We start from the raw sequence: 22,902 nt of genomic DNA on the forward strand, positions 1-22,902 counted from the left end.
GTTGGGAAGGAGTGTCGGCAATCATCAGCGTGTGGTCTTCCCGAGCGGGTCCGTGTCTGTGGCCAAGCGAGAAAACATCACGTGATCACGCCATTGCCCGTTGATTTTCAAGTAGCCGCGCAAATGGCCTTCCCGTTGGAACCCGGCCTTCTGCAAAAGCCGCACGCTACGCTCATTCTCCGGAATACAGGCTGCCTCGATACGGTGCAACTCCAGCCCGGAAAAGATATAGGGTATAACTATCTCAAGTGCGGCGAACATATGGCCTTGGCCGGAATAGCGCTCGCCCATCCAGTATCCGATCATGCAGCTCTGCGCGGCACCGCGCCTGATATAGCCCACGGTGAGCCCGCCGAGCAGCGTGGAATTGTCGCGCTTGAAGACTAGCAGCGGCACCGCCTGGCCGGAGTTGTACTCCTGCTTGCCCCGCACGACGCGGGCCCGATAGGCGCCCTCGGTCAGTTCGTCGGTACGCCAGGTCGGTTCCCACGGTTCCAGGAACCGGCGGCTCTCGGCTCTTAGCTTCTGCCACTGGCTGAAGTCGGAGTTGCGCGGCAAGCGGAGAATATGGTCGGCGCCCTCAAGTTCGATCGTGTCCGGCTGCCGAGACAGAAACCGAAAAACCGACTTTGGCATTCGTCCATGTCTCCCGGAACTGGATCGCGAGGGGCCTCCGGCTGGGATCAGCCGTTGGCGGCTTTGGATGCCTGGCGTGGGGTGGCCAACGAGGCGATGATGTCTTCCATCGGCGCCAGTTCGTCGAGCGGACCGATGGCGGAGAGGGTCGGCACGGCGTCGAAGAACAGCCGGCCGGCGAGATCGGTCAGCCGCTGGATGGTGATGCCTTCCAGCCGTTCCATCATCTCTGGATTGGGGATCGGGCGGCCATAGAGCATCATCTGGCGGGCGACCTGTCCGGCTCGTGCGGCAGGACTTTCCTGACCCATGAGCAGCTGGGCCCGGATCTGGGCGCGGGCGCGGTCGATTTCCTGCTGGTGGATCTTGTCGGCGGATTTGCGCAGTTCATCGACGATCACAGGCAGCAGTTCCGGCAGGTTTTCTCCGCCGGTTGCGGCATGGATGCCGAAGATGCCCGTGTCGGAAAAGCCCCAATGGAAGGCATAGACCGAATAGCAGAGCCCGCGCGTCTCGCGCACTTCCTGGAACAGCCGCGACGACATGCCCCCGCCAAGGATATTGGCAAGGATCTGCGAGCAATAAAAGTCGCGCGCATGGTAGGCGCGGCCTTCGAAGCCGAGAAGGATCTGCGCATCCATGAGGTCGCGCGTCTCGCGAACGCTGCCGCCGATATAGCGGGCTGTCTCGATAACGGGCGCTGCCGATGGTGCTGTCGGAAGGCTCGCAAAGCGGGTCTCGACCTGCTTGACGAAGCTGTCATGATCAACGGCGCCGGCTGCCACCACGAACATCCGGTCGCAGGTGTAATTGCGCCCGAGATAGCCGCGGATCTGCTCCGGCGTGAAGCCGAGCACGGTTTCCGGCGTCCCCAGAATGGCGCGCCCGAGCGTCTGGTCGCGATAGGCGACTTCCGAGAACTTGTCGAACACGACGTCGTCCGGCATGTCGTTGGCAGCGTTGATTTCCTGCAGGATAACCTGCTTTTCACGCTGCAATTCGTCCTCGTCGAAGGCCGATTCCGTCAGGATGTCGGCGAGAATATCGACGGCGAGCGGCACGTCTTCTTTCAGCACGCGCGCGTAATAGGATGTCGTTTCCGTCGATGTCGCGGCATTGACTTCGCCGCCGACATTCTCGATTTCCTCGGCAATTTCGCGTGCCGTGCGGCGAGCCGTGCCCTTGAACGCCATGTGTTCCAGAAGGTGGGCGATACCGTGTTCGGCTTCGGTCTCGTTACGCGATCCCGACTTGATCCACACACCGAGGGCGACGCTTTCAAGATGCGGCATCAACTCGGTTACTACCGTCAGCCCGGATTTCAGCCGGGTGCACTCAACTGTCATATTAGATCTTTCTGCGCTTAACGTCTTGAGGCCTGAACATGGTCACCGATAAAGCTTTCCACGGCTTTGAGGTCGGGATCCAGGATGTCGAAGCGCTCCTCCCTATGCATCAGATCAGCAAGCCACGTCGGAAGCGCCGGGTCAATACCGGAGGCTGATTTTACTGCGGCGGGGAATTTGGCGGGGTGGGCGGTGGCCAGCGTCACCATCGGGCTGTTCGGCTTTTCGAATTTACTGGCGACGAAGACGCCGATCGCGGTGTGCGGGTCCAGCAGGTAGCCGGTGTCGGCATAGGTCTGGCGGATGGTCTCGGCCACCTGCTTCTCGGTCGCCCGGCCGGCACGGAAATCGCGCTTGATGAAGCGCATGGCTTCCGGGGCGATGTCGAAACCGCTCGACTGCTTGAGGCTTTCCATGGCGGCCCGTACCCGGGAGGCATCGCGGCCATTGGCCTCGAAGAGCAGCCGTTCGAAGTTGGACGAGATCTGGATATCCATCGACGGCGAGGTCGTCGCCTTGACGGACCGCATCTCGTAGCGACCGGTCTTCAGCGTCCGCGCCATGATGTCGTTTTCATTGGTGGCAACCACCAGCCTGTCGATCGGAAGGCCCATCTGCTTGGCGACATAACCGGCAAAGATATCGCCGAAATTTCCGGTCGGTACGGTGAAGGAGATCTTCCTGTCCGGGCTGCCGAGCGCCACGGCGGTGGTGAAATAGTAGACCACCTGCGCCATGATGCGCGCCCAGTTGATCGAGTTGACGCCGGAAAGGCCGACGCCGTCGCGGAACGGCGCGTCGTTGAACATCGCCTTCACGAGGTTCTGGCAATCGTCGAAATTACCGTTGATGGCCAGCGCGTGAACGTTGGGAGCCGTCGAGGATGTCATCTGCCGCTGCTGCACCGGCGAGACCTTGCCATGCGGGAAGAGGATGAAGATGTCGGTACGATCGCGACCGGCAAAGGCATCGATGGCCGCGCCGCCGGTGTCGCCCGATGTGGCGCCGACGATGGTGGCGCGCGCCCCGCGCTCGGCCAGCGCATAGTCCATCAGCCGCGCCAGCAGCTGCATGGCGACGTCCTTGAACGCCAGTGTCGTGCCATGGAAGAGCTCCATGATAAAGCTGTTCGGGCCTGTCTGCACCAGCGGCACGATGGCCGGATGGCGGAAGGTGGCATAGGCCTCGTCGATCATGCCACGGAATATCTCTTCCGGAATTTCGCCGTTGGTAAACGGCAGCAGCACGCGGAAGGCAATTTCCTGGTAGCTCTTGCCGCGAAAGCCCCGGATGTCCTTCTTGCTCAGCTGCGGCCATTCACGCGGAACGTAGAGGCCGCCGTCGCGTGCAAGGCCTGCCAGCAGTGCATCGCAGAAACCGAGGGCAGGGGCTTCTCCCCGGGTTGAGATATATTCCAAGGTCTTTACCTCTGATGTGGACGGTCGGACGGAAGATGTGTTGTCTGAAGTCTATGCCGGAAACGGCCCGCAGATGCGCCTTTTTGCGCCAAATCCGCGGCCTGGTTTTCGCAACCGTACGATTGTGCACACCTGCGTCGAAGCGCGCCGAAAGCCGTTGCAGCGGAGGGATTTCGAAAATTGAACCAAAACGAAGCGTACCCAATCGATTTTTCGAAGCGCCGCTGATATAGACCATCGCCAAGTGCGATGAAAGGCCCGCAATTCAACCCGGGCTTGGCAAATTCATATTGTGTACAGGGTGATTTATCGTGTCAGGCAGAGCTTCGCGTCTACTTCTCGCCGTATCGTTGACAGCAGCATTGAGCGGCTGCAGCTCGCTCGGGCTCGGCAGCAAGGACAGTAAGGACCCCGCAACGCAGATCAGCGTCGCGCCGGAGGGAACGGCATCCGCTACGCCTGCCACCCAGCCAGTGGGGCAGGCCTACGTCGCCGGCAAGTGCCCGCAGATCGTCATCCGCGACGAGGGTGCGATTTACAAGACCTACGCCAAGGGTGCCAAGGACGATGCATCGCAGCTCGCCTACCAGGCGTCTCTGGTGCAGGGCACACGCCAGTGCACGACCGACGGCACGGCACTCAACATGACAATTGTCGTCCAGGGCCGCATCGTTGCGGGTCCGATGGGCGGTTCCGGCAGCGTCAACCTGCCGATCAAGGTCTCCGTCATGGATGGCCAGACCGTGCTCTACAGCGACACGACGAATTACCAGGCCTCGATCCCGGCCGGCGAGGGCGCGGCGCAGTTTCTCTACACCGACAACAAGATCCACGTGACCGGCGGCGCTGCCGGCTTCGTCAGCGTCTACGTCAGCTTCGAACAGTCGCCCGCAGCCCCGACCAAGACCGCCCGCACCGTTCGCAAGAGAAAATAACGGCCGCCGCCAGTGCCACAGACACGTAGGTCGTATCCCAATGGATGATGCCCGCACCGAGCGGGCATCTCGTCAAGGAACCGGTGGATATCCTAGCGAAGGATATCGAGTCCTTTACGCTCAACAAGATCGAGAATCTTGATCGCGGTGCTATTCGGTTTCTTGCTTCCCTGTTCCCATGCGGCAACGGTTATCTTCTTAACGTTGATAAAGCTCGCAAATACAGCTTGGCTTGCCTTTGTAGCTGCCCTGATCTTCTTGATTTCATCGGGAGAATAGTCACGCAACGGAGGGAGGCAAAGCGCGTCGAACTCTCTCATCGTCATGTCGTCCACGAAGCCTGCTTCGTGCATTCGCTCAGCAGACTTATGAACGTTTTTCAGAATCCGGCTCATTGCACTCAATCTCCAGTATGATGTTCTTTTCAAGCATCTCAACGAGCTTCTTGTCATCCGCGCTCATATAGACATTGCATAGCTTTCGAAGGGCGGCCTTCTCATTCTTCGTAATGTTATCAGTCTCGTTCTTCGCGAAACCGTGTACAAAAATGAGCCTGTCAGCTTGCCGATGGCCAACGAGAGTTCGATAACCTCCTGACTTGCCTCGGCCTGGCGCGGCAACCCGTTTCTTTATAAGAAACCCACCGAGGCGGGCATCTACGAGGCCGTCTTCAATCTCTTTGGCCGCCGCGCATAGCATAGCATCCGTCACGCCATATTCGACGGCCCAGTTGTTAAACTCAACGTCCTTAAAGACTCTCACGGGATTTATGTATCACTCCGTGATATAGTCATCAAGGTAGTGTCGCGATAAGCTCATGCGGCTGTGGCGGTCGCCACATCCTTGAGCTGTTGTATGGCGCTGTACAGAAAATTGCTCGAATCTTCGCAATAGAAAGATGTGCGAGAAGTAGCCCGACAAAGCGTCGATTGCTCACTTAATCTGCTTTATATTTCCGCGCCTCAACGGAACTGTCAGCCTATATCCAGAGCGCAAGCTCAGAGGACGCCGTCCCATTCGGCGAGGGCTGCAACGACGCCCGGCAGGTCCGTCATTCGCGAAATCACGGTTTCAGCACCGGCATCGGTCAGCCGGTCGGCGTGCGACGGGTAGGTGTGGGAGGCGCCGGTAAAGCCGATTACCCGCATGCCTGCTTCGCGGGCGGCGTGCACGCCATGGACGGAGTCCTCGACGACGACGACCTGCGACGGCGAGAGATCGAATTGCGCTGCGCCATGCAGGAAGATGTCCGGCTTCGGCTTGACGCGGTCGGGGCCCAGATCCTTGGCCGAATAGATATGCGGCGCGAAGGAGGAGTGCAGGCCGACCTTGGTCAGCATCATCTCCAGCCTCGCAGAGCTCGAATTCGAGCAGATGCAGCGCGGCAGGTCGATGCGTGACAGGGCCAGTTCGATGCCGGGAATGGCGGTCACGTCGTTGGCAAGGCGCAGGTCGAGAAGTTTTTCCGAGCGTTCGAGCAGCGACGCCGAAAACGGAATGCTCGCTTCCCGCTCGACTTCGAAGAGGATGTTCTGCCAAGTCATGCCCGAGAAGCGCTCGCCCATTTCCTCGACGCTGATCGGGTATCCTGCCTCGGTCAGCAGCTTGGATTCGACCTCCGCCGCGATGATTTCCGAATCGACGAGGACGCCGTCGCAGTCGAAGATGATGAGGTCGAAGCCAGTGTTCATGTCGATCAAGCCTTTGGATGAGCAGCTTTGGATGAGATGGTGCGGCTTTACACGACGGGGTCCGAAAGCTCAACCGACGCGCGGGCATGCCTGGCCTGCGGGTGAGGGGAGGCTTTCTCTTCTCGACAAGGCTCCGGTGCCTCAGTAAGGATCGCCGCATGGCCCGGGAAAAAGACGACACCATCGCAAACCGCATCAGCCGGGTGCTTGCCGAGCGCATCATCCATGGCGAGCTTGCGGCCGGCCTGCGTCTCCGGCAGGACCACATAGCCGAGGAATTCGGCGCCAGCCACGTGCCGGTGCGCGAGGCCTTTCGCCTGCTCGAGGCGCAGGGGCTTGCAATAAGCGAGCCGCGCCGCGGCGTGCGGGTCGCCTCCTTCGATCTGCGGCAAGTCCGCGAAGTGGCCGAGATGCGCGCCGCCCTCGAGGGGCTTGCCCTCAAGCATGCCGCACCGCATCTGACGCCAGCGATACTCGATGCCGCCGAAGAGGCGACGCGGGAGGGCGACGCGGCTGCCGACGTCCGCGCCTGGGAGGCCGCCAATCGCCGCTTCCACCGCCTCATCCTGACGCCTTGCGGCATGACGCGCCTGCTTTCCGCGATCGATGACCTGCACGCCGCCAGCGCCCGCTTTCTTTTCTCCGCCTGGCAATCCGGTTGGGAAACGCGCACCGACCAGGATCACCGCGCCATCCTCTCGACCCTTCGTCACGGCAGGGCCGACGATGCCGCCGCGATCCTCGGGCAGCATGTCCTGCGCATCGGCAAGGCGCCATCTCGCGCCCCCGGCGGCACCCCGCAAGAAATTTTCGTCATCGTCGGCTGATTTAAAATTATAGATAATCTTGTTCCTCTACAGCCGTTGCGAGGCTTGGATGTGTCACTTCCTGTGCTCATATGCTCGCTTAGTGCGGAAAAACTCTCCCATGACACTTGCGCATCCGCAAATTCCTGCGCATAAAATAGATAGTCAAAAAAATTATCTATAATATGGAGCAATCATGTCCCAATCCCCCACCATCTCGATTTTCGATCCACTGCGGCTTGGCAGTCAGTCGCGCCCGATGCAGGCGCTTTTCGTGCTGGCAGGCACGATGGTCCTCGCCCTCGCATCGCGCCTCTCGGTGCCGATGGTACCGGTGCCGATCACCATGCAGACCTTTGCTATCACCATGATCGGTGCGCTGTACGGCTGGCGCCTGGGCGTCATCACTGTGCTTGCCTGGCTCGGGCAAGCCGCCGTCGGTCTTCCCGTGCTCGCCGGCGGTGCTGGCGGACTTGCGCCGTTCTTCGGCCCGACAGCCGGTTATCTCGTCTCGTTTCCGATCATCGTGGCTTTGGCCGGTTGGTTTGCTGAAAAAGGCTGGACCGGCGCCCGCTATGTCCGCAGCTTCCTCGCCCATCTGATGGCCAATTTCCTCGGCCTTGCCATCGGCGGTGCATGGTTGGCAGTGCTGATGGGCGCGGAGAAGGGCTGGTTGTTCGGCGTGGCGCCCTTTATCCTCGGCGGTGTGCTCAAATCTGCCCTTGCTGCGGCGATCCTGATGGCCATCGGCAATCGCAGCAGCGAGACTGACGCGAATTGACGGTCAGGCTTCGGCTCCATCACCTTTTGTGCATGCTGACCTTTATCGGTGAAGGCTACGATCCGGCCTTCAGCCGGAACTACCGCAACATCGCGCGGCGGCTGACGGAAGGCGAGGACATCCTGCTCGTCTCCGGCCCGGACGATATCTGCGCGCCCTTGCTGGATAGCCCGGATGCCCACTGCCTTCTTGCCAGCGTGGATATCCGGGATAACGCAGCAGCCGCGTCCATCTCTGCGCTGCTGGGCCGCGAGGTAGGGGCCGGTTCGACGTTGCTGCCGGATGCCGCGTTGCTCGCCGCTCTCCGGACGACTTTTGCAGAAGGCACGATACGGCAGGCCTGTAGCGGTTGCGAGTGGGACGGGCTGTGCAGCCGCATCGCCTCCGGCTGCTATTCCGGAATACTCGTCGATCCCGCCAGTTGATCCACGGGGAAGTGTTTGAGAAACTGCCGCTCTCCGGCGGCGGAAAACAGGATCGAGCGGCTGCCTTCCGCGCGACGCGCCCAGCCTTCGTCGAGAAACTGGCTCAGCAGCGCCTTGCCGAGGCTGCCGGCCAGATGCGCCCGCCGTTCGCTCCAGTCGAGGCACGAGCGGCAGACCGGCCGCCGCGATGCCTTGAGCAGCGACGCATCGATGCCGATACCTCTCAGCCGGGTTTCACCCGTCGCTGTCAACGACAGTCCGTCGCCGAGCGTGTCGATCGCTCCGGTGGCGATCAGGCTGTCGAGCATCCGCACACCGTAGTCGCCGGCCAGATGGTCGTAGCAGATGCGCGCCTTCCGCAGTGCCGGCTCTTTCGGCCCCGGCTGATGGCGCAGATGCCCGCGATCGGCCGCAAATCCCATGATGCTTTCCAGCAATTTGCCGACGCTCTCGTCTGCCAGCGTGAAGTAGCGATGGCGACCCTGCTTCTGCTGGGCGAGCAGCCGTCCTGCTTCCAGCTTTGCCAGATGTGAACTTGCCGTCTGGACGGTAATCCCGCCCGCTGCCGCAAGCTCGGTTGCAGTCAGCGCCTTGCCGCCCATCAGCGCGGTCAGCATGTTGGCGCGCGCGGGATCGCCGATGAGCGCGCCGATCTGGGCAATGTCTGGTCCTTCTTTCATACTTCGACCGTAGCCGAAGCATTGTCGTTTCGCAACATGGCAAAACGGCGGGGCAGAAAAGGAGCGTCACCATGATCACCTGTTTCATCCGCTACGAAATCGACCCCTTCGGCGGCGAGGCATTTGCCGAATATGCCCGCAACTGGGGCCAGGCAATTCCGCGCTGCGGCGCCGATCTCATCGGCTATTTCGGACCGCACGAGGGCTCGGCAACGACAGCCTACGGGGTCTATTCAATCGAAAATCTCGCCGCCTATGAGACTTACCGCGCCAGGCTGGCCGCAGACCCTATCGGGCGGGAAAACTATGCCTATGCCAGGCGCGAGCGCTTCATCCTGAAGGAGGACAGGATCTTCCTGAAGAACGTATCGCTGCCGCATGCGGCAAAGGTGCAGCCATGATCGCCGTCATCTTCGAAGTCCTGCCCTATCTCGGCGAGCGCCACACCTATCTCGATCTTGCCGGCAACCTCAGGGAGGAACTCGAAAAGATCGACGGTTTCCTCTCGATCGAGCGCTTCGAAAGCCTGACGATGCGCGGCAAGCTTTTGTCACTGTCCTTCTGGCGCGACGAGGAGGCGGTCAAGACCTGGCGAAACCTCGAAGTCCACCGCGCCGCCCAAAAGGCCGGCCGCAACGACATCTTCGCCGACTACCGCCTGCGCGTCAGCCACGTCGTGCGTGATTACGGGATGAAGGAGAGGGCGGAGGTGCCGGAAGATGGATTGCGCTCATAGTCGCAACCGACATACCATTTCAAACTGCATTCATCTCGTCTTGAATTGCCTTTACTGCTACCTGCAGCCTGGGCAATTCATCAGTTAGGGCTTTCCAGATTATGTTGTCTGAAAGTCCGTGGTATTCATGGCGGAGAACATTCCCGATGCCCTTGATGCGCTGCCACGGCACTTCCGCGCGCATGGCCTTGAAATGGTCGGGGATATGACGGCTGGCCTCGGATATAATCTCGACAGCTCGCTCCATGCCTAGGCGAAACACTTGATCTTTCTGGAAATCCACAAAGGATTTTCCCTTAATCGAAACATCGACAAGATCGATCATTTTAAGAATATCTTTAACGAAGTGCAGGCTTTCGCGCGCCATCAGAATACCTGCAGCGCTGATTGCTCGATACGATCTTTGAGCATTGGATGCAGGCTGTCGCGTGTCGTGACATCGACGGGCACTTCGAATTCATCCTCTAGAAACAGCTTGATGCCCACAAGGTCGAAAGCGTTGAACCGGCTCGTCCTGTCATAATCAATAAACACATCGAGATCGCTCGTCGGGCCGGCCTCGTTGCGGGCTACCGAGCCGAACAGGAAAAGCGAGGTCGCGCCGAGCGCCTTCAGCGCATCAGCCTGCTGTTTCAACGCTTCGATGGCCTCATCTCGGGTCATGGCGGCATCATAGCAAACAAGCCGATCTCGTTCCACGCCGAAATAAATTCCCAAATCGGTCCGCGCTTCAGTGTTTGGTAACCAACTTAGGTAACCATACCCGACAGTTAAAGCGTAATGCGTAAGCGTAAGAGCGAGTATCACATGGCGTCAGTTTTCCCGCTTGCCGACCTCAAGATTTCCGAGAGGCCGGGGTCCTGGATCGACACGATCATCAAGGGCGACTGCGTCGCCGCGTTGGAGGCCCTGCCCACCCATTCCGTCGACGTGATCTTTGCCGACCCGCCCTACAACCTGCAACTCGGCGGCGCGCTCCACCGTCCCGACCAGTCGCTGGTCGATGCGGTCGATGACGCATGGGACCAGTTTGCTTCCTTCGAGGCCTATGACGCGTTTACCCGTGCCTGGCTGCTTGCCTGCCGCCGCGTGCTGAAGCCGACCGGCACCCTCTGGGTCATCGGCTCCTACCACAACATCTTCCGCGTAGGCTCGATGATGCAGGATCTCAATTTCTGGATCCTCAACGACATCGTCTGGCGCAAGACCAACCCGATGCCGAACTTCAAGGGCCGTCGGTTCCAGAACGCCCACGAGACGATGATCTGGGCGAGCCCCAGCGCCAAGGCCAAGGGCTATACCTTCAACTACGATGCCCTGAAGGCCTCGAACGACGACGTGCAGATGCGCTCCGACTGGCTGTTCCCGATCTGCAGCGGTGGCGAGCGGCTGAAAGGTGAGGACGGAAAGAAGGCCCATCCGACCCAGAAGCCGGAAGCGTTGCTGGCCCGCGTCATCATGGCCTCATCGAAGCCCGGCGACATCATCCTCGACCCGTTCTTCGGCACAGGCACGACCGGCGCCGTCGCCAAGCGCCTCGGACGTCACTTTGTCGGTATCGAGCGCGAGCAGGAATATATCGACCACGCCGCAGCCCGCATCGCTGCGGTCGATACGCTCGGCAAGGCGGAACTCGTCGTCATGACCGGCAAGAAGCAGGAGGTGCGCGTCGCCTTCAACGTGCTGGTCGAGAACGGCATGATCCGCCCCGGTCAGGTCCTGACCGACAGCCGCCGTCGCTACAGCGCCATCGTCCGCGCCGACGGCACGGTTGCATCCGGCGGAGACGCCGGTTCGATCCATCGCCTTGGCGCTAAAGTCCAGGGTCTCGACGCCTGCAACGGATGGACCTTCTGGCATTTCGACGACGGGAAGTCCCTGCGCCCGATCGACGAACTCCGTTCCATCATCCGCGCCGATCTGGCGAAAGCCGAAGCCTGACGGCCTCGCCGGATCCCACGCTCACCGCCTGCCGATTGTACCTCCAGTTGCGGCAGGCGGCGCGAGGACGCCCAGGGTCACAAACCCTGGGCGTCCTGCATTCGACTCCCTTGTTCAGAACGCCTGATAATCGGTGACTGCTACGCTGACCACCTGGCCATCCTCGTTGAAGGTGATCGTTTCCTCGCCTTCGCGCACCAGCGGCTTGCCAGTCACCGCGTGGGTCGCCCGCACCGACCAGACGGCGCGGCCGGACAGCGGCGTCAGGGTTTCGACGAGGCTGTTTACGCCCACCTGATCCGGGTAGGTCTCGAAATATTGGCGGATTGCCGCAAGCACCGCCTCGCGGCCAACAAGGCTGCCGACGCCGTTCGAGACATAGGTGGCTTCGGGCGCGAAAAACCGCTCCATTGCTGCATAGTCCATGCCGTTAACGGCTTCATGGAAAAGTTCGATGCGTTCTGCCGGATCGAATTGCATGGTCTCAAACCTCGATGCCAAATGTTGCAAGATCGGCGCGCAGCTTGTCGGCACCGGTGAAATGAACCGCGTTCCAGCCCGCAGCCTTGGCGCCCTCGACGTTGGCAAGCGAGTCGTCGATGAAGATTGTCGATGCCGGATCGAGGCCGAAGCTCTTCGCATGGGTCTCGTAGATCGCCACGTCCGGCTTGATCAGCTTGATGTCGCCCGACACCGTGACGCCGCGTGTCTTGGTGAGGAACGGAAATCGCTCCTGAGCTTCGCGAAACGTGTCGGATGCGAAGTTTGTGAGCAGCGTCACGTCGCGCCCCTCCGCAATCAATTTCTCCATGATAGAGACACTGTCCTCGTAGTGGTGCGGCACCATCTCGTGCCAGTGCTTGCGAAATGCGCGGATCTGCTCGGCCCGCTCGGGATGCTCGGCGATCAGCAGGTCTTCTGCATCCTGCCACGTGCGGCCGCGGTCCTGCTCGATGTTCCATTCGTGGGTGCAGACATTGGCAAAGAACCAGTCGCGCTCCGCCTCATCGGGAATGACCCGGGCGAAGGGGAGGTTTGGATCGTAGTGGATCAGGACCTTGCCGATATCGAAAACAATATGCTGGATATGGGTCGTCATAAAAACCTCTTATGCGCTAATCGAAAGCACGGGGAATAGCCTGGGCGATTGCTTTTTTCATGACCGTCGGCAAGGCCTGTGCGTCAAGATTTGTAACCGGCTCCCACCATCCGTCATTGCTTTTGGATCTGGCGCCGACGGAAGCGCGGAAAATCGAAAGCCGCAATTCGAAATGCGTGAAGACGTGGACGACGGTGCCGCAGGCCTGCCAGTTGGCGGCAAAGGGTGCGGCATCTACAGTCATGTCGCCGTCGATGCGGGCCGTCCAGGCTGTTGTCGGCACCTCCGTCATGCCGCCGAGCAGGCCGCTGTCGATCCGCCGTCGCAACAGGATTTTGCCGGCATCGTTGACCGCGACGAAAGCCGCACCCTGGCGCACCGGTTTCGTCTTTTTCGCCGCCTTCACCGGAAAATGCTCCGGGTCATGCAGTTGCAGGGCTTCGCAACTGCCGTTGAACGGACAGAGCGCACAGGCCGGCCGCTTCGGCGTGCAGATGGTGGCACCGAGGTCCATCATCGCCTGTGCGAAGTCGCCGGGTCGAACGGGTGGCGTCAGCGCCACGACCTTCTGCTTCATCAGCGGCTTTGCTGCCGGCAAGGGTGTCGAGATGGCATAGAGCCTGGAGATGACGCGCTCGACATTGCCGTCCATGACCGCCGCCTGCCGGTCGAAGGCAATGGCGGCGACGGCTGCCGAGGTATAGTCGCCGATGCCGGGCAGGGCCCGCAATCCCTCTTCCGTATCGGGAAAGCGGCCGCCATGCTCGCTGGCAACGGCATCGGCGCATTTTTTCAGGTTGCGAGCCCGGGCGTAATAACCGAGGCCTGCCCATGCAGCCATGACGTCATCGACAGGGGCTGCCGCGAGATCGCCAACTGTCGGCCAGCGACTGACGAACTTGGCGAAATAGGCCTTCACCGCCGCCACTGTCGTCTGCTGCAGCATCACTTCTGACAACCAGATGTGATAGGGGTCAGGCAGAATTCCCCTGGCGGCCATTGAAGGCGAAACACGCCAGGGCAGGTCGCGGTGATGCCGGTCGTACCAGGCAAGCAGCACTGCGGCGGACGGAAGCGTAAGCTGTTTCAAGGTCATCATTTGCCGCATCAGGGAGATATGGCCTATACTTGGCCGAGCTGCGTCGGCGGATCAAGGTCCGCAGCGCCAAACAATGACCCCCGAGGCGTGCTGTCGATGAGTTATCCCCGCAAAGGCGCCAAGCAGATCTCCGAAGTGGCGAACGGCCTGATCGATCCGGTGCTGGCGCGCCGGGCTGGAATCAGCACCGCCTTGCTCGGCTCGTGGGACGATATCGTCGGCGCTGATTTTGCCGATTGCACCCGGCCGGAAAAGATCGCCTGGGCCAAGCGTAACGGTCCGGGGGAGGGCGGCTACCAGCCCGGCGTGCTGACCATCGCCTGCGAAGGCGCCCGCGCCTTGTTCCTGACCCATGCCCAGGGCGAGCTAATCCAGCGCATCAATGCCTTCTTTGGCTTTTCTGCCATCCACCAGATCCGCATCGTCCAGAAGCCTGTCTCGCAGCACGCCAAGCGCTCGCGCACGCCGGTGCCGCTGAAAGGCGCCGCTGCTGTGAAGCTCCAGGGGATGATGGAGGGAATAGAGAGCGACAAGCTCCGGGCAGCCGTCCAGAGGCTCGGGACGGCTGTGCTGGGTAAAAAGAGATAACAGCCGGACTAATGAAATATGCTGGTGCCAAACGTTGCATTTTCTTATGACACTGTCATACTCACGCCCGGTAAGCGGAGTTTTTATATGCGCAGCAGCCGTCCAATTTCAGTCACACTCGGAACGCAGCAGCAAAGCGTTGATGCTCGCGTTAAATCAGGCTCCTACAACTCTGCGAGCGAAGTTATCAGGGCCGCGTTGCGCGCTCTTGATCGCGAGGACGAGGCGCTTAGCGAGATCATGCGCTTGAAAATTCAGGAGGCTATCGATGATCCGCGACCGAGCCTCGATGCGGCAGAGGTCTTTGAGCGAATCGAGAAGCTTCATGCCGAGCGAGTGAGGGCTTCGGGCAGTGAAGCTTAGGGTCGTCTACCGGCCCCTTGCCGAAGATGACCTGGTTGCAATCTATTCCTTTTTTGCGGATAAAAGTCCTCTTAGCGCAATCGCATTAATCCGGAGAATCCGGGCGCAATGCGCTACCTTGGAAACCATGGCAGAACGTGGACCACTGCGTGAGAGTTTGGGCTTAGGAGTTCGAATTTTCGTGATCGACAGGATGGTCACCGTCGCTTACCGGATCGAAGCCGGGCGCGTCCAGATAATGCGCGTTTTTTACGCCGGCCAAAACATTCCGGAAAATGTGGTTGACGATTAATGCCTGACGACATTTGCTACATTGCCCCACCGGTCACAATTCTTTGAAGAAAGTTCCGCTCCCCTGCCTTGTTCGCGGCACGGAGCCGTTATATCGCAGATATCAACAGACGATCTTCTCTCAACACGGGTGATATATGCCGATGTCCGACATGCTTCTGACCAAACGCCATCTTCTCGGCGGTGCTGCCCTCGGCGCATTCGCAATGGCGCTGGCCGCGACCGGTGCCGGCACCGCGGTTGCCGCAACTGCGCCCACGCCGGAAGGCACGGTCGACATGGCGCAGGCGCTGCAGCCCGGCAAGTCGCCCGATATGGCGGTGGGCGACCCGAACGCCAAGGTCAAGATCATCGAATACATGTCGACGACCTGCCCGCACTGTGCCCACTTTGCCGCGACCACCTTCGATCCGATCAAGACAAAATATATCGACACCGGCAAGGTCTATTTCATCATCCGCGAATTCCCGATTGCCAGCCAGGACCAGGATCCGGCAGCCTATGCCGCTTTCATGCTGGTACGCTGCGCCCCGAACGGCCCATCCGTGCCGCTGCTCGAGACATTCATGAAGCAGCAGATGCAGTGGGCTGGTCCCACGGTCACCGATGTTCGCGCTTCTCTGCTGCAAATCTCCAAAATCGCCGGTTTTACACAGGACAGCTTCGAAGCCTGCTTGAACAACGGCGCACTTGTGGATGATATAAATGCCGTGCGGGCTCGCGGCGTCACCTTCGGCGTCAACGGCACTCCCACCTTCCTGATCAACGGGAAGCGCTACTCCGGGGATATGTCGGTTGATTCTATGTCGGCCATCATCGACAGCATGCTCTGACCCGCGCCACGTTCCAATGACGGGCAGCGGCAGCAGTGCTGCGCCCGTCGTTTATTGCGAAAGGGGAATGCTCTCGAGGGGGGGGCATGGCCGTTTGCCACGCGTTGGGACAACCCCGTTTGGCCGCCTTGTTTCCTCCCCTCATTCCTGTGCTCGTCACAGGAATCCAGCCAAGGCGCGTCTGCGCGTTGAGGGGACTCTCCCACAGCCCAATCCCCTCCCGCGCCCAAGGACTTGGGCGCACTGGATTCCCGTGACGAGCACAGGAATGAGGGAGGAGAGGGTGGCACCCTTTCATGTCCAATCGAGACCAGGCGCGCCAGCTTTCCGGCCTATCTCGCAGATGCGATCGCCTTACGGGCGACATGCCATTCGAGCTGGCAGAGGCGGGTACACCACCCCGACCTCGCAATGAAATTCAACAAGCTCCGTCTCGTCGGCTTTAAGTCCTTCGTCGAACCCTCGGAATTCGTCATCGAGGGCGGCTTGACGGGCGTTGTCGGGCCGAACGGCTGCGGCAAGTCCAATCTTGTCGAAGCCCTTCGCTGGGTAATGGGCGAGAATTCCTACAAGAACATGCGCGCCTCCGGCATGGACGACGTGATCTTCTCCGGCTCCGGTCATCGTCCGGCACGCAATACGGCAGAAGTGGCGCTCTATCTCGACAATGCCGACCGCACCGCGCCTGCCGCCTTCAACGACAGCGATGAAATCCAGATCACCCGCCGCATCGAGCGCGAGCAGGGCTCCGTTTACCGGATCAACGGCAAGGAAGCCCGCGCCAAGGATGTGCAGCTGCTGTTCGCCGATGCCTCGACCGGCGCGCGCTCTCCGTCGATGGTCGGCCAGGGGCGCATCGGCGAATTGATCCAGGCCAAGCCCCAGGCACGCCGCCAGCTGCTCGAGGAAGCCGCCGGCATATCCGGGCTGCATTCCCGCCGCCACGAGGCCGAACTCCGCCTGCGCGCTGCCGAAACCAACCTTGAACGCCTTGACGACGTCACCACCCAGCTCGATAGCCAGATCGAGAGCCTGAAGCGTCAGGCCCGCCAGGCCAACCGCTTCAAGATGCTGTCGGCCGACATCCGCGCTCGCGAGGCGCTGCTGCTGCATATTCGATGGGTGCAGGCCAAGCAGGCCGAGGGCGAGGGCGAAAGCGCCCTGAACCAGGCGACGGTCATTGTTGTGGAAAAGGCGCAGGCCCAGATGGAAGCGGCAAAGGCGCAAGCCGTCGCCAGTCTGAAAATGCCGGAGCTGCGCGAGGCCGAGGCCAAGGCTGCGGCCGCGCTGCAGCGTCTGCAGATCGCCCGCACCCAGCTGGAGGAAGACGTCGGCCGCATCCTGCGCCGTCGCGACGAACTGATGCGCAGGCTGGCCCAGCTCGGCGAAGACATCAAGCGCGAGGAACAGCTGGTGGTCGACAACGCCGCCATCCTGGAGCGCCTCGATGCCGAAGAGGCTGAGCTTTCCGACATGCTCGCCGATTCCGGCCGGTTTTCGGAGGAGAGCCGCACCGCATTCGAGGCTGCAGCCACGACGCTTGCCGAAAGCGAAGGGCTGTTCGCCCGGCTGACGGCGGAGCGCGCCGAGGCATCAGCCGTCCGCAACCAGCTGGAGCGCGCCATCCGCGATCTCGGCGACCGCAAGATGCGGCTCGAGCGGCAGATGGCCGACGCAAACGGCGAACTTGCAGCCATTGCTGAGAAGATGGCAAGCGTGCCGGATCCGGACGAGCGGCGCGAGCAGGTCGAGGCCGCCGAAATCGGTGTCGAGGATGCCGAAATTGCCGCCCAATCTGTCGAGGCGGCGCTGGCAGAAGCCCGCAGCACCGAGGCCATGGCCCGGCCTCCGGTGGAGCAGGCCCGCACCCGCCTCAACGCTCTCGAAACCGAGGCCCGTACCATTGCCCGCATGCTCGATGGCGGCGGCGCTGCTGGCGGTTTTCCGCCGGTTGCCGACGATATCAGCGTCGATCGCGGCTTCGAGACGGCGCTGGGGGCGGCGCTGGGGGACGACCTCGACACGCCGCTCGACCCTGACGCGCCGGCCCACTGGTCTGACAACGGCGATGGCTCCAACGATCCTGAGTTGCCTGAAGGCGCAACCCCGCTGACTGCCCATGTAGGCGCACCATCGGCTCTGAAACGCCGGCTCCGGCAGATCGGCCTCGTCGCCGGCGGAGATGCCGTGCGGCTGATGGCAGTTCTCAAACCCGGCCAGCGGCTGGTCACCCGCGAAGGCGCTGTTTTCCGCTGGGACGGCCACATCACCGGTGCCGATGCGCCGAGCGCTGCAGCCCTGAGGCTCGCCCAGCGAAACAGGCTTGCCGAGTTGCAGGCGGAAGTCGAGCTCGCCGCCGAGATCCTCGCGGAAGCCGAGGCGCTGTTGGCGGCTGCAGCCGACGCCATCCGCGCGGAGGAGCGTCGCCTGGCTGAAGCCCGGGAACGTAGTCGCATCCTGGCACGTCAGCTTTCGGATGCCCGCGAGGCATTGGCAGCAGCAGAGCGCGCTTCTGGCGATCTCATTCGCCGTCGCGACGTTCTCAATGAGGCCGTGAGCCAGCTGACGGCGCAGATCGAGGATCTGGCGATACAGGACGAGAATGCCCGGATCGAGATCGAGGATGCACCCGACCTCACCGTCATCGACGCGCAATTGCGCGACCAGCAGGCGACTGTTGCGACTGACCGTGGCGTGCTGGCCGAGGCCCGCGCCCGCTACGAAGGCCTTAACCGCGAGAACGAGGCACGCCAGCGTCGGCTGATAGCGATCGGTCGGGAACGCGAGACCTGGTGCCAGCGCGTGGCGAGCGCCGACGGCCACATCCAGACGCTGCGCGACCGCGAATCTGAGGCCCGCGAGGAAGCCGCCGAACTGGAGCTTGCGCCCGATGAGTTCGACGACAAGCGCCGGGCGCTGATGAGCGAATTGCAGAAGATGGAGGAGGTCAGGCGCGGGGCTGCCGACCGCCTGACTGAAGCCGACATTATCCAGCGCGAGGCCGACAAGCAGGCGACGACGGCGCTCTCTGAGCTTGCTGAAAGCCGAGAGCGGCGTGGCCGGGCCGAGGAACGGCTGATGTCTGCCCGCGAGAGGCGGCTGGAAAGCGAAGCCCGGATCCGCGAGGCCCTCAACGTCGCCCCGCACGAGGCGCTGCGCATCGCCGGCAACCCGACCGGAGGCGAGCCGGACCTGCGCGAAGTCGAGCGCGAGCTGGACCGGCTGAAGATCGAGCGCGAGAGGCTGGGCGCCGTCAACCTGCGGGCCGAGGAAGAAAGCAAGGAGCTCAGCGACAAGCTGGCAGCGCTGATCAAGGAGCGCGACGATATCATCGACGCCATCCGCAAGCTGCGCGGCGCTATCCAGAGCCTCAACCGCGAAGGCCGCGAACGGCTGATCGCTGCCTTCGATATCGTCAATGTCCAGTTCCAGAGGCTCTTCACCCATCTGTTCGGCGGCGGCACGGCTGAGCTGCAGCTAATCGAATCCGACGATCCCCTCGAGGCCGGCCTCGAGATCCTCGCCCGCCCGCCCGGCAAGAAGCCGCAGACCATGACGCTGCTGTCTGGCGGCGAACAGGCACTGACGGCGATGGCCCTGATCTTCGCCGTCTTTCTGACGAACCCCGCACCGATCTGCGTGCTAGACGAGGTCGATGCCCCACTCGACGACCATAATGTAGAGCGTTACTGCAACTTGATGGACGAGATGTCCGCCTCGACAGACACCCGCTTCGTGGTCATCACCCACAATCCCATCACCATGGCCCGCATGGACCGCCTCTTCGGCGTCACCATGGCCGAACAAGGCGTCTCCCAACTCGTCTCCGTCGACCTGCAAACCGCCGAGCGGCTGCGGGAAAGCGCTTGAGCCTGCGCATTGCATTTCCCAGTACGGGGAATTGCCGGCGAGACTACCAGGACAACACTCCGCAAGACTGTCGCGACGAACTCTCAAAGCTCGAGATGGGGTGTCCACCCGGCGATCCACAGCGCCCGCAGTCGGTCGCCATCATTTTTGAAGTGGTTTCCGGTCGGGCTGCAGAGTGCCACGCGGTCGGCGCGGAAGTTGCGGATTGCCTGACGCAATTCACACCAGCCGACGATGACCGCAACCTCTGAATAGTAAATCAGCGCGAGTGGCCGTATTGTCCGGGTCGTTGTCGATTGGTGTTCGTCACAATAGTCGATCGCCAGTTTTTCTTCATCGCGGATGGCGCGCCGGACGATCCCGAAATCGGCGGCTTCAGGAGCGGGGGTGATGCTGCCCCATGCATGCAGCGCCTGTGAGGAAAAGGCCTGACGCATCGGCGGCGGAACAGCGGCAGCAATCTTGGCGACCACCTGTGCGGAGGCTTTCCTCAATTCCAGGTCGCCGGTCCGCTCTATCAAAGCCATGCCGAGCACGATCGCCTCGATTTCTTCGGCCGTGAACATCAGCGGCGGCAGGTGAAATCCCGGCCTGAGGATGTAGCCGAGGCCGCGTTCGCCCTCGACCGGCACACGCATTGCCTGAAGCGCTGCAATGTCGCGGTAGATCGAGCGTTGGGTGACCTCCAGTCGAGCGCCCATAGACGCCGCTGTGACAGGTGCTCTGGCGAGCCTCAAGATCTGGATGATTTCAAACAGTCTCGACGCCTTGCGCACCACGTTCGCCTCATCACAACTGACACATCGCTGTCAGTTGGTGTTCTGTATAGCACGGCCGAACACCATGAGAACCGCCGAGTTCCAAAGGTGAACGAACGGACAGCGCGAGACGTAACTGACATGAACTACGATCAAAATCTCTGGCTGTTTTTCATTCTGCTGACAGGTATCATTGCTGTTCCCGGCATGGATATGGTTTTCGTGCTTGCCAATGCACTCACGGGAGGACGAAGGGCTGGCCTTGCGGCAACCTTCGGCATGATGGTTGGCGGTGTCTGTCATACGCTGTTCGGCACCGTGGCGGTCGCTGGTCTGAGCGCAGTGCTGCCTGCTGTTTCCGGGCCGATGGTGATGATCGGGGCTGCCTATATGATCTGGATTGGTATCACGCTCGTTCGCAGCGCCATCGTGGTCGACGATATCGAGGGACGGGGGCCGAATTCTTTGGCAAAGGTGTTTCTCCAAGCCGTCGTCACGTGTCTCCTCAATCCGAAGGCGTGGCTTTTCATTCTCGCGGTCTATCCTCAGTTCATGAAGCCGGCCTATGGCCCGCTATGGTCGCAAGCTGTTGTGATGGGCGCCATGACGATCCTTGTGCAGCTTGTCATTTATGGCGGCCTTGCATCTGCCGCCGTGCTCGGGCGGGATCGTATCGTGTCAAATCCCCGCGTTACGATCTGGCTTGGCAGGGTCTCCGGCATCTGCCTCGTAGCAATTGCATCGTTCGTTCTGGTAAGGGGATGGAAGGCTCTTTGACAGCTGCAGGCCCGGTCTCACTCAGAGCCGATATCCCTGAGTGTTGGGCCACTGAGTGAGATGGAACCGTTTTGCCGTTGGACCGTTATCTTTTCAGCAGTTGACCTCTGCTTCAAAACAACCGGTTTCCCCTGACCGGTCGCAAAAGCCTCGCAGTAGCGGTAAGCCGTTCTGGGAGGCTTTTTTTATCGCGAGTTTACCGATGAAGTTTGCTGACCATTGGAAGCTCGACTGAGTGTTCGATCGCGAACCGGGTGACCCGTCCGACAGTAAGTTGGCCGCAGTGGTCGATGGCGAGCCTAAACGGGCCGCAGCCATGGCGGTGTCGCATCCGATGACCTGCCAGCCTAAGTCGCCTTGCCTGCGCGTCTCGGACATTCCATCCTCCACAGCCCGGTAAAGTTCCCAATCACATACGGAACTCAGCGCGCTGCAGGTTCCGTGAGTGTGTACGGCTTGAAAGGTCATGACCGTCGACTAGTTGAGTGCGCACCGGCTTTGCTTCCAATCCGTGTCAGCCTCCCAGAAAAGAATAAAGGAACGGCAACATGAGACCCAGACGTCTCGTCGTCATTAGTGACTTTCAGGGTGGCGATTATTTTGATGGTGCTGTTCCCACGGTTGCTGAATTCTACGAGCAGTGGATTGAGGGAAGACGTGGGGAAAGTCCCGGAACTACCTCTCGGCAGGATAAGGTCGAGGTAGGGGGCGGCTATATCGAGCGGCTGCCGCTTGCGGCGATGAGAGCCGAACTTGTAGATTGCGCGGAGGTTTGGACCCACTGGCGCGGGGAAACGCCACCGCTCGACAGGGCCGATGCGGCCAGCCCCTGGCTCACCCGCCGCGCCTTCCGGCTGAATGGTCCTGATGCGCCGTTCGCATCGAATGACATGCTCGCCCATATACAAGCCTTCGGGCCGCCGGAAATCCTGTGCGTCTGGGGTCTCGGTGTCAGTGAAGAAATCCTTCTCGCATGTTCCGACAGTTTCAAGATCTACAATTCCATAGATGCGCCGGCCCTGCGTATTCCCCCTGAGGTGAGTCGCCATTTCGACCTCGTTCTGACGGGCGCTGACTGGCAGTCCGAGGCGGTGCGTGCCCGCCATCCCGATATGAAGACCGTGATCATGCCGGTCGGTCCCGAATTCGCATCCGATCTGACGTTTCGGCCCTTGGACCTGCCGAAGATGTATGACGTCATCTATGTCGCGGCCGCACAAGCCTACAAGCGCCACGATATCCTGTTCGATGCGCTGGAGAGGATGCCGCGCAGCATACGTGCGCTCTGCGTCTTCGGCTATGGCGAACTGGTAGACGAATTGCGCCAACGGGCCGAAGCATCGGGTTTGAACGTCGACTTCGTCGGGCCGCCCGGCGTGGACTTCGAGGAGGTCAACCGCTTGATGAACCAGTCACGCATGGGCGTCGTCTGTGGCATCGATGACGGGGCGCCCGCCATACTCACGGAATATATGCTGGCCGGCATTCCGGTTTTGGCCAACGACGCGCTCAGTTGCGGCTTGCAGTACATCACAGATTTGACAGGGGCGACCGCCAGTTCCGTACGGTTTCACGAGGGAATCTCGGAGATGCTGGCGCGACTGGATACCTTCACCCCGCGCGAAATTGTCCAGGCAAACTGGACATGGCCTCACACCATCAGGAGGCTTGTCCCGTTTCTTCATAAATATGAGAGGGCGGCTTTGAACGGGTGGAACTAAGCAATTTCTAGCTGGTTGCAGGTTTCACTACTCAAAGAGGAACCCCATGAACCTGCTGAATCCCAATTCGCACACGTCGGAATCCCGCGACCTTACGGGCCCGCTTGT

Annotated in this window: 28 protein-coding genes; 14 read left to right on the forward strand and 14 right to left on the reverse strand. The window is 61.0% G+C overall.

Going from position 1 to position 22,902, the window contains the following annotated elements; genetic code table 11:
• Nucleotides 1-24 precede the first annotated feature (24 nt).
• The 3 genes from PR017_RS02495 to thrC are packed head-to-tail and all read right to left on the reverse strand — an operon-like array spanning nt 25 to nt 3,400.
• Nucleotides 25-636: a GNAT family N-acetyltransferase gene (locus PR017_RS02495; protein ID WP_111217811.1), complete on the reverse strand. Its 612-nt coding sequence runs from the start codon at nt 634-636 to the stop codon at nt 25-27.
• Between the two features lie 47 nt (nt 637-683).
• Nucleotides 684-1,982, reverse strand: a complete 1,299-nt coding sequence (locus PR017_RS02500; protein ID WP_111217813.1) for a M16 family metallopeptidase — start codon at nt 1,980-1,982, stop codon at nt 684-686.
• A gap of 17 nt (nt 1,983-1,999) precedes the next feature.
• A complete protein-coding gene (thrC, locus tag PR017_RS02505; RefSeq protein WP_111217815.1) occupies nt 2,000-3,400 on the reverse strand; it encodes a threonine synthase in 1,401 nt (466 codons plus the stop codon).
• Nucleotides 3,401-3,711: 311 nt separating this feature from the next.
• Here thrC and PR017_RS02510 point away from each other — a divergent pair, with 311 nt between their 5' ends.
• Nucleotides 3,712-4,335, forward strand: a complete 624-nt coding sequence (locus PR017_RS02510) for a hypothetical protein (protein ID WP_111217817.1) — start codon at nt 3,712-3,714, stop codon at nt 4,333-4,335.
• 92 nt (nt 4,336-4,427) lie between these two features.
• Here the strand turns inward: PR017_RS02510 and PR017_RS02515 are convergent, their stop codons facing one another.
• From PR017_RS02515 to PR017_RS02525, 3 genes are all read right to left on the reverse strand, one after another.
• Nucleotides 4,428-4,730, reverse strand: a complete 303-nt coding sequence (locus PR017_RS02515; RefSeq protein WP_111217818.1) for a helix-turn-helix domain-containing protein — start codon at nt 4,728-4,730, stop codon at nt 4,428-4,430.
• The gene (locus PR017_RS02520) at nt 4,702-5,097 is read right to left on the reverse strand and encodes a type II toxin-antitoxin system RelE/ParE family toxin (protein WP_164498232.1); all 396 of its coding nucleotides are present in this window, start codon (nt 5,095-5,097) and stop codon (nt 4,702-4,704) included. Before PR017_RS02520 ends, PR017_RS02515 begins: the two co-directional genes overlap by 29 nt.
• 236 nt (nt 5,098-5,333) lie before the next feature.
• Nucleotides 5,334-6,026 carry an HAD family hydrolase gene (locus PR017_RS02525; protein WP_111217934.1) on the reverse strand — a complete coding sequence of 231 codons (693 nt, stop codon included), beginning with the start codon at nt 6,024-6,026 and terminating at the stop codon, nt 5,334-5,336.
• A 158-nt stretch (nt 6,027-6,184) separates the two neighbouring features.
• Here PR017_RS02525 and PR017_RS02530 point away from each other — a divergent pair, with 158 nt between their 5' ends.
• The 3 genes from PR017_RS02530 to PR017_RS02540 all read left to right on the forward strand — a co-directional run bounded on the left by PR017_RS02530 (nt 6,185) and on the right by PR017_RS02540 (nt 8,038).
• Nucleotides 6,185-6,853 (forward strand): GntR family transcriptional regulator, encoded by a 669-nt coding sequence (locus PR017_RS02530; protein WP_111217822.1) that lies wholly within the window; start codon nt 6,185-6,187, stop codon nt 6,851-6,853.
• A gap of 175 nt (nt 6,854-7,028) precedes the next feature.
• Nucleotides 7,029-7,613, forward strand: coding sequence for a biotin transporter BioY (locus PR017_RS02535; RefSeq protein ID WP_111217824.1), 585 nt, complete (start codon nt 7,029-7,031; stop codon nt 7,611-7,613).
• 32 nt (nt 7,614-7,645) lie between these two features.
• Nucleotides 7,646-8,038, forward strand: coding sequence for a DUF1284 domain-containing protein (locus PR017_RS02540; protein ID WP_240538892.1), 393 nt, complete (start codon nt 7,646-7,648; stop codon nt 8,036-8,038).
• On the opposite strand, the gene PR017_RS02545 is transcribed toward PR017_RS02540, so the two are convergent.
• Nucleotides 8,005-8,718 (reverse strand): ArsR/SmtB family transcription factor, encoded by a 714-nt coding sequence (locus tag PR017_RS02545; RefSeq protein WP_111217828.1) that lies wholly within the window; start codon nt 8,716-8,718, stop codon nt 8,005-8,007. The genes PR017_RS02540 and PR017_RS02545 overlap by 34 nt on opposite strands.
• A 71-nt stretch (nt 8,719-8,789) precedes the next feature.
• On the opposite strand from PR017_RS02545, the gene PR017_RS02550 reads away from it, so the two are divergent.
• A complete protein-coding gene (locus tag PR017_RS02550) occupies nt 8,790-9,119 on the forward strand; it encodes an NIPSNAP family protein (RefSeq protein ID WP_111217830.1) in 330 nt (109 codons plus the stop codon).
• Complete coding sequence (locus PR017_RS02555) at nt 9,116-9,454, forward strand: antibiotic biosynthesis monooxygenase family protein (RefSeq protein ID WP_111217833.1); 339 nt, start codon at nt 9,116-9,118, stop codon at nt 9,452-9,454. The genes PR017_RS02550 and PR017_RS02555 overlap by 4 nt, the downstream gene beginning before the upstream one ends.
• A gap of 19 nt (nt 9,455-9,473) precedes the next feature.
• Here the strand turns inward: PR017_RS02555 and PR017_RS02560 are convergent, their stop codons facing one another.
• Both PR017_RS02560 and PR017_RS02565 read right to left on the reverse strand, forming a co-directional pair.
• Nucleotides 9,474-9,821 carry a HepT-like ribonuclease domain-containing protein gene (locus tag PR017_RS02560; protein ID WP_111217835.1) on the reverse strand — a complete coding sequence of 116 codons (348 nt, stop codon included), beginning with the start codon at nt 9,819-9,821 and terminating at the stop codon, nt 9,474-9,476.
• Complete coding sequence (locus tag PR017_RS02565; RefSeq protein ID WP_111217936.1) at nt 9,821-10,117, reverse strand: nucleotidyltransferase family protein; 297 nt, start codon at nt 10,115-10,117, stop codon at nt 9,821-9,823. The genes PR017_RS02560 and PR017_RS02565 overlap by 1 nt, the downstream gene beginning before the upstream one ends.
• Before the next feature lie 144 nt (nt 10,118-10,261).
• Between PR017_RS02565 and PR017_RS02570 the strand changes: the two genes are divergently transcribed.
• Nucleotides 10,262-11,395, forward strand: coding sequence for a site-specific DNA-methyltransferase (locus PR017_RS02570; protein ID WP_111217837.1), 1,134 nt, complete (start codon nt 10,262-10,264; stop codon nt 11,393-11,395).
• 114 nt (nt 11,396-11,509) lie between these two features.
• On the opposite strand, the gene PR017_RS02575 is transcribed toward PR017_RS02570, so the two are convergent.
• The 3 genes from PR017_RS02575 to mutY are packed head-to-tail and all read right to left on the reverse strand — an operon-like array spanning nt 11,510 to nt 13,593.
• On the reverse strand, nt 11,510-11,875 hold the full coding sequence (locus PR017_RS02575; RefSeq protein ID WP_111217840.1) for a nuclear transport factor 2 family protein: 366 nt from the start codon (nt 11,873-11,875) through the stop codon (nt 11,510-11,512).
• A 4-nt stretch (nt 11,876-11,879) separates the two neighbouring features.
• Nucleotides 11,880-12,494 carry an HAD family hydrolase gene (locus PR017_RS02580; protein WP_111217842.1) on the reverse strand — a complete coding sequence of 205 codons (615 nt, stop codon included), beginning with the start codon at nt 12,492-12,494 and terminating at the stop codon, nt 11,880-11,882.
• A 16-nt stretch (nt 12,495-12,510) separates the two neighbouring features.
• Entirely contained in the window at nt 12,511-13,593 is a 1,083-nt protein-coding gene (gene mutY / locus PR017_RS02585) for an A/G-specific adenine glycosylase (protein WP_425070013.1), read from the reverse strand.
• Between the two features lie 96 nt (nt 13,594-13,689).
• Here mutY and PR017_RS02590 point away from each other — a divergent pair, with 96 nt between their 5' ends.
• From PR017_RS02590 to PR017_RS02610, 5 genes are all read left to right on the forward strand, one after another.
• Entirely contained in the window at nt 13,690-14,181 is a 492-nt protein-coding gene (locus PR017_RS02590; RefSeq protein ID WP_111217938.1) for a DUF721 domain-containing protein, read from the forward strand.
• Nucleotides 14,182-14,199: 18 nt separating this feature from the next.
• Entirely contained in the window at nt 14,200-14,544 is a 345-nt protein-coding gene (locus tag PR017_RS02595) for a type II toxin-antitoxin system ParD family antitoxin (protein ID WP_341798001.1), read from the forward strand.
• Nucleotides 14,534-14,836: a type II toxin-antitoxin system RelE/ParE family toxin gene (locus tag PR017_RS02600; RefSeq protein WP_111217846.1), complete on the forward strand. Its 303-nt coding sequence runs from the start codon at nt 14,534-14,536 to the stop codon at nt 14,834-14,836. The genes PR017_RS02595 and PR017_RS02600 overlap by 11 nt, the downstream gene beginning before the upstream one ends.
• Before the next feature lie 136 nt (nt 14,837-14,972).
• A complete protein-coding gene (locus PR017_RS02605) occupies nt 14,973-15,668 on the forward strand; it encodes a DsbA family protein (protein WP_111217848.1) in 696 nt (231 codons plus the stop codon).
• 411 nt (nt 15,669-16,079) lie between these two features.
• Entirely contained in the window at nt 16,080-19,538 is a 3,459-nt protein-coding gene (locus PR017_RS02610) for a chromosome segregation SMC family protein (RefSeq protein ID WP_111217850.1), read from the forward strand.
• Between the two features lie 83 nt (nt 19,539-19,621).
• Here PR017_RS02610 and PR017_RS02615 read toward each other — a convergent pair whose 3' ends face one another.
• Entirely contained in the window at nt 19,622-20,314 is a 693-nt protein-coding gene (locus PR017_RS02615; protein ID WP_111217852.1) for a helix-turn-helix transcriptional regulator, read from the reverse strand.
• Between the two features lie 123 nt (nt 20,315-20,437).
• Here PR017_RS02615 and PR017_RS02620 point away from each other — a divergent pair, with 123 nt between their 5' ends.
• Nucleotides 20,438-21,073 carry a LysE family translocator gene (locus tag PR017_RS02620; protein WP_111217854.1) on the forward strand — a complete coding sequence of 212 codons (636 nt, stop codon included), beginning with the start codon at nt 20,438-20,440 and terminating at the stop codon, nt 21,071-21,073.
• 93 nt (nt 21,074-21,166) lie between these two features.
• Here the strand turns inward: PR017_RS02620 and PR017_RS02625 are convergent, their stop codons facing one another.
• Nucleotides 21,167-21,451 carry a hypothetical protein gene (locus tag PR017_RS02625; RefSeq protein WP_133255556.1) on the reverse strand — a complete coding sequence of 95 codons (285 nt, stop codon included), beginning with the start codon at nt 21,449-21,451 and terminating at the stop codon, nt 21,167-21,169.
• Nucleotides 21,452-21,621: 170 nt separating this feature from the next.
• Here PR017_RS02625 and PR017_RS02630 point away from each other — a divergent pair, with 170 nt between their 5' ends.
• Nucleotides 21,622-22,794, forward strand: a complete 1,173-nt coding sequence (locus PR017_RS02630; RefSeq protein WP_111217856.1) for a glycosyltransferase — start codon at nt 21,622-21,624, stop codon at nt 22,792-22,794.
• Nucleotides 22,795-22,902: the final 108 nt, after the last annotated feature.

It is taken from the genome of Rhizobium tumorigenes, assembly GCF_003240565.2.
Taxonomy (GTDB): Bacteria; Pseudomonadota; Alphaproteobacteria; order Rhizobiales; family Rhizobiaceae; genus Rhizobium; species Rhizobium tumorigenes.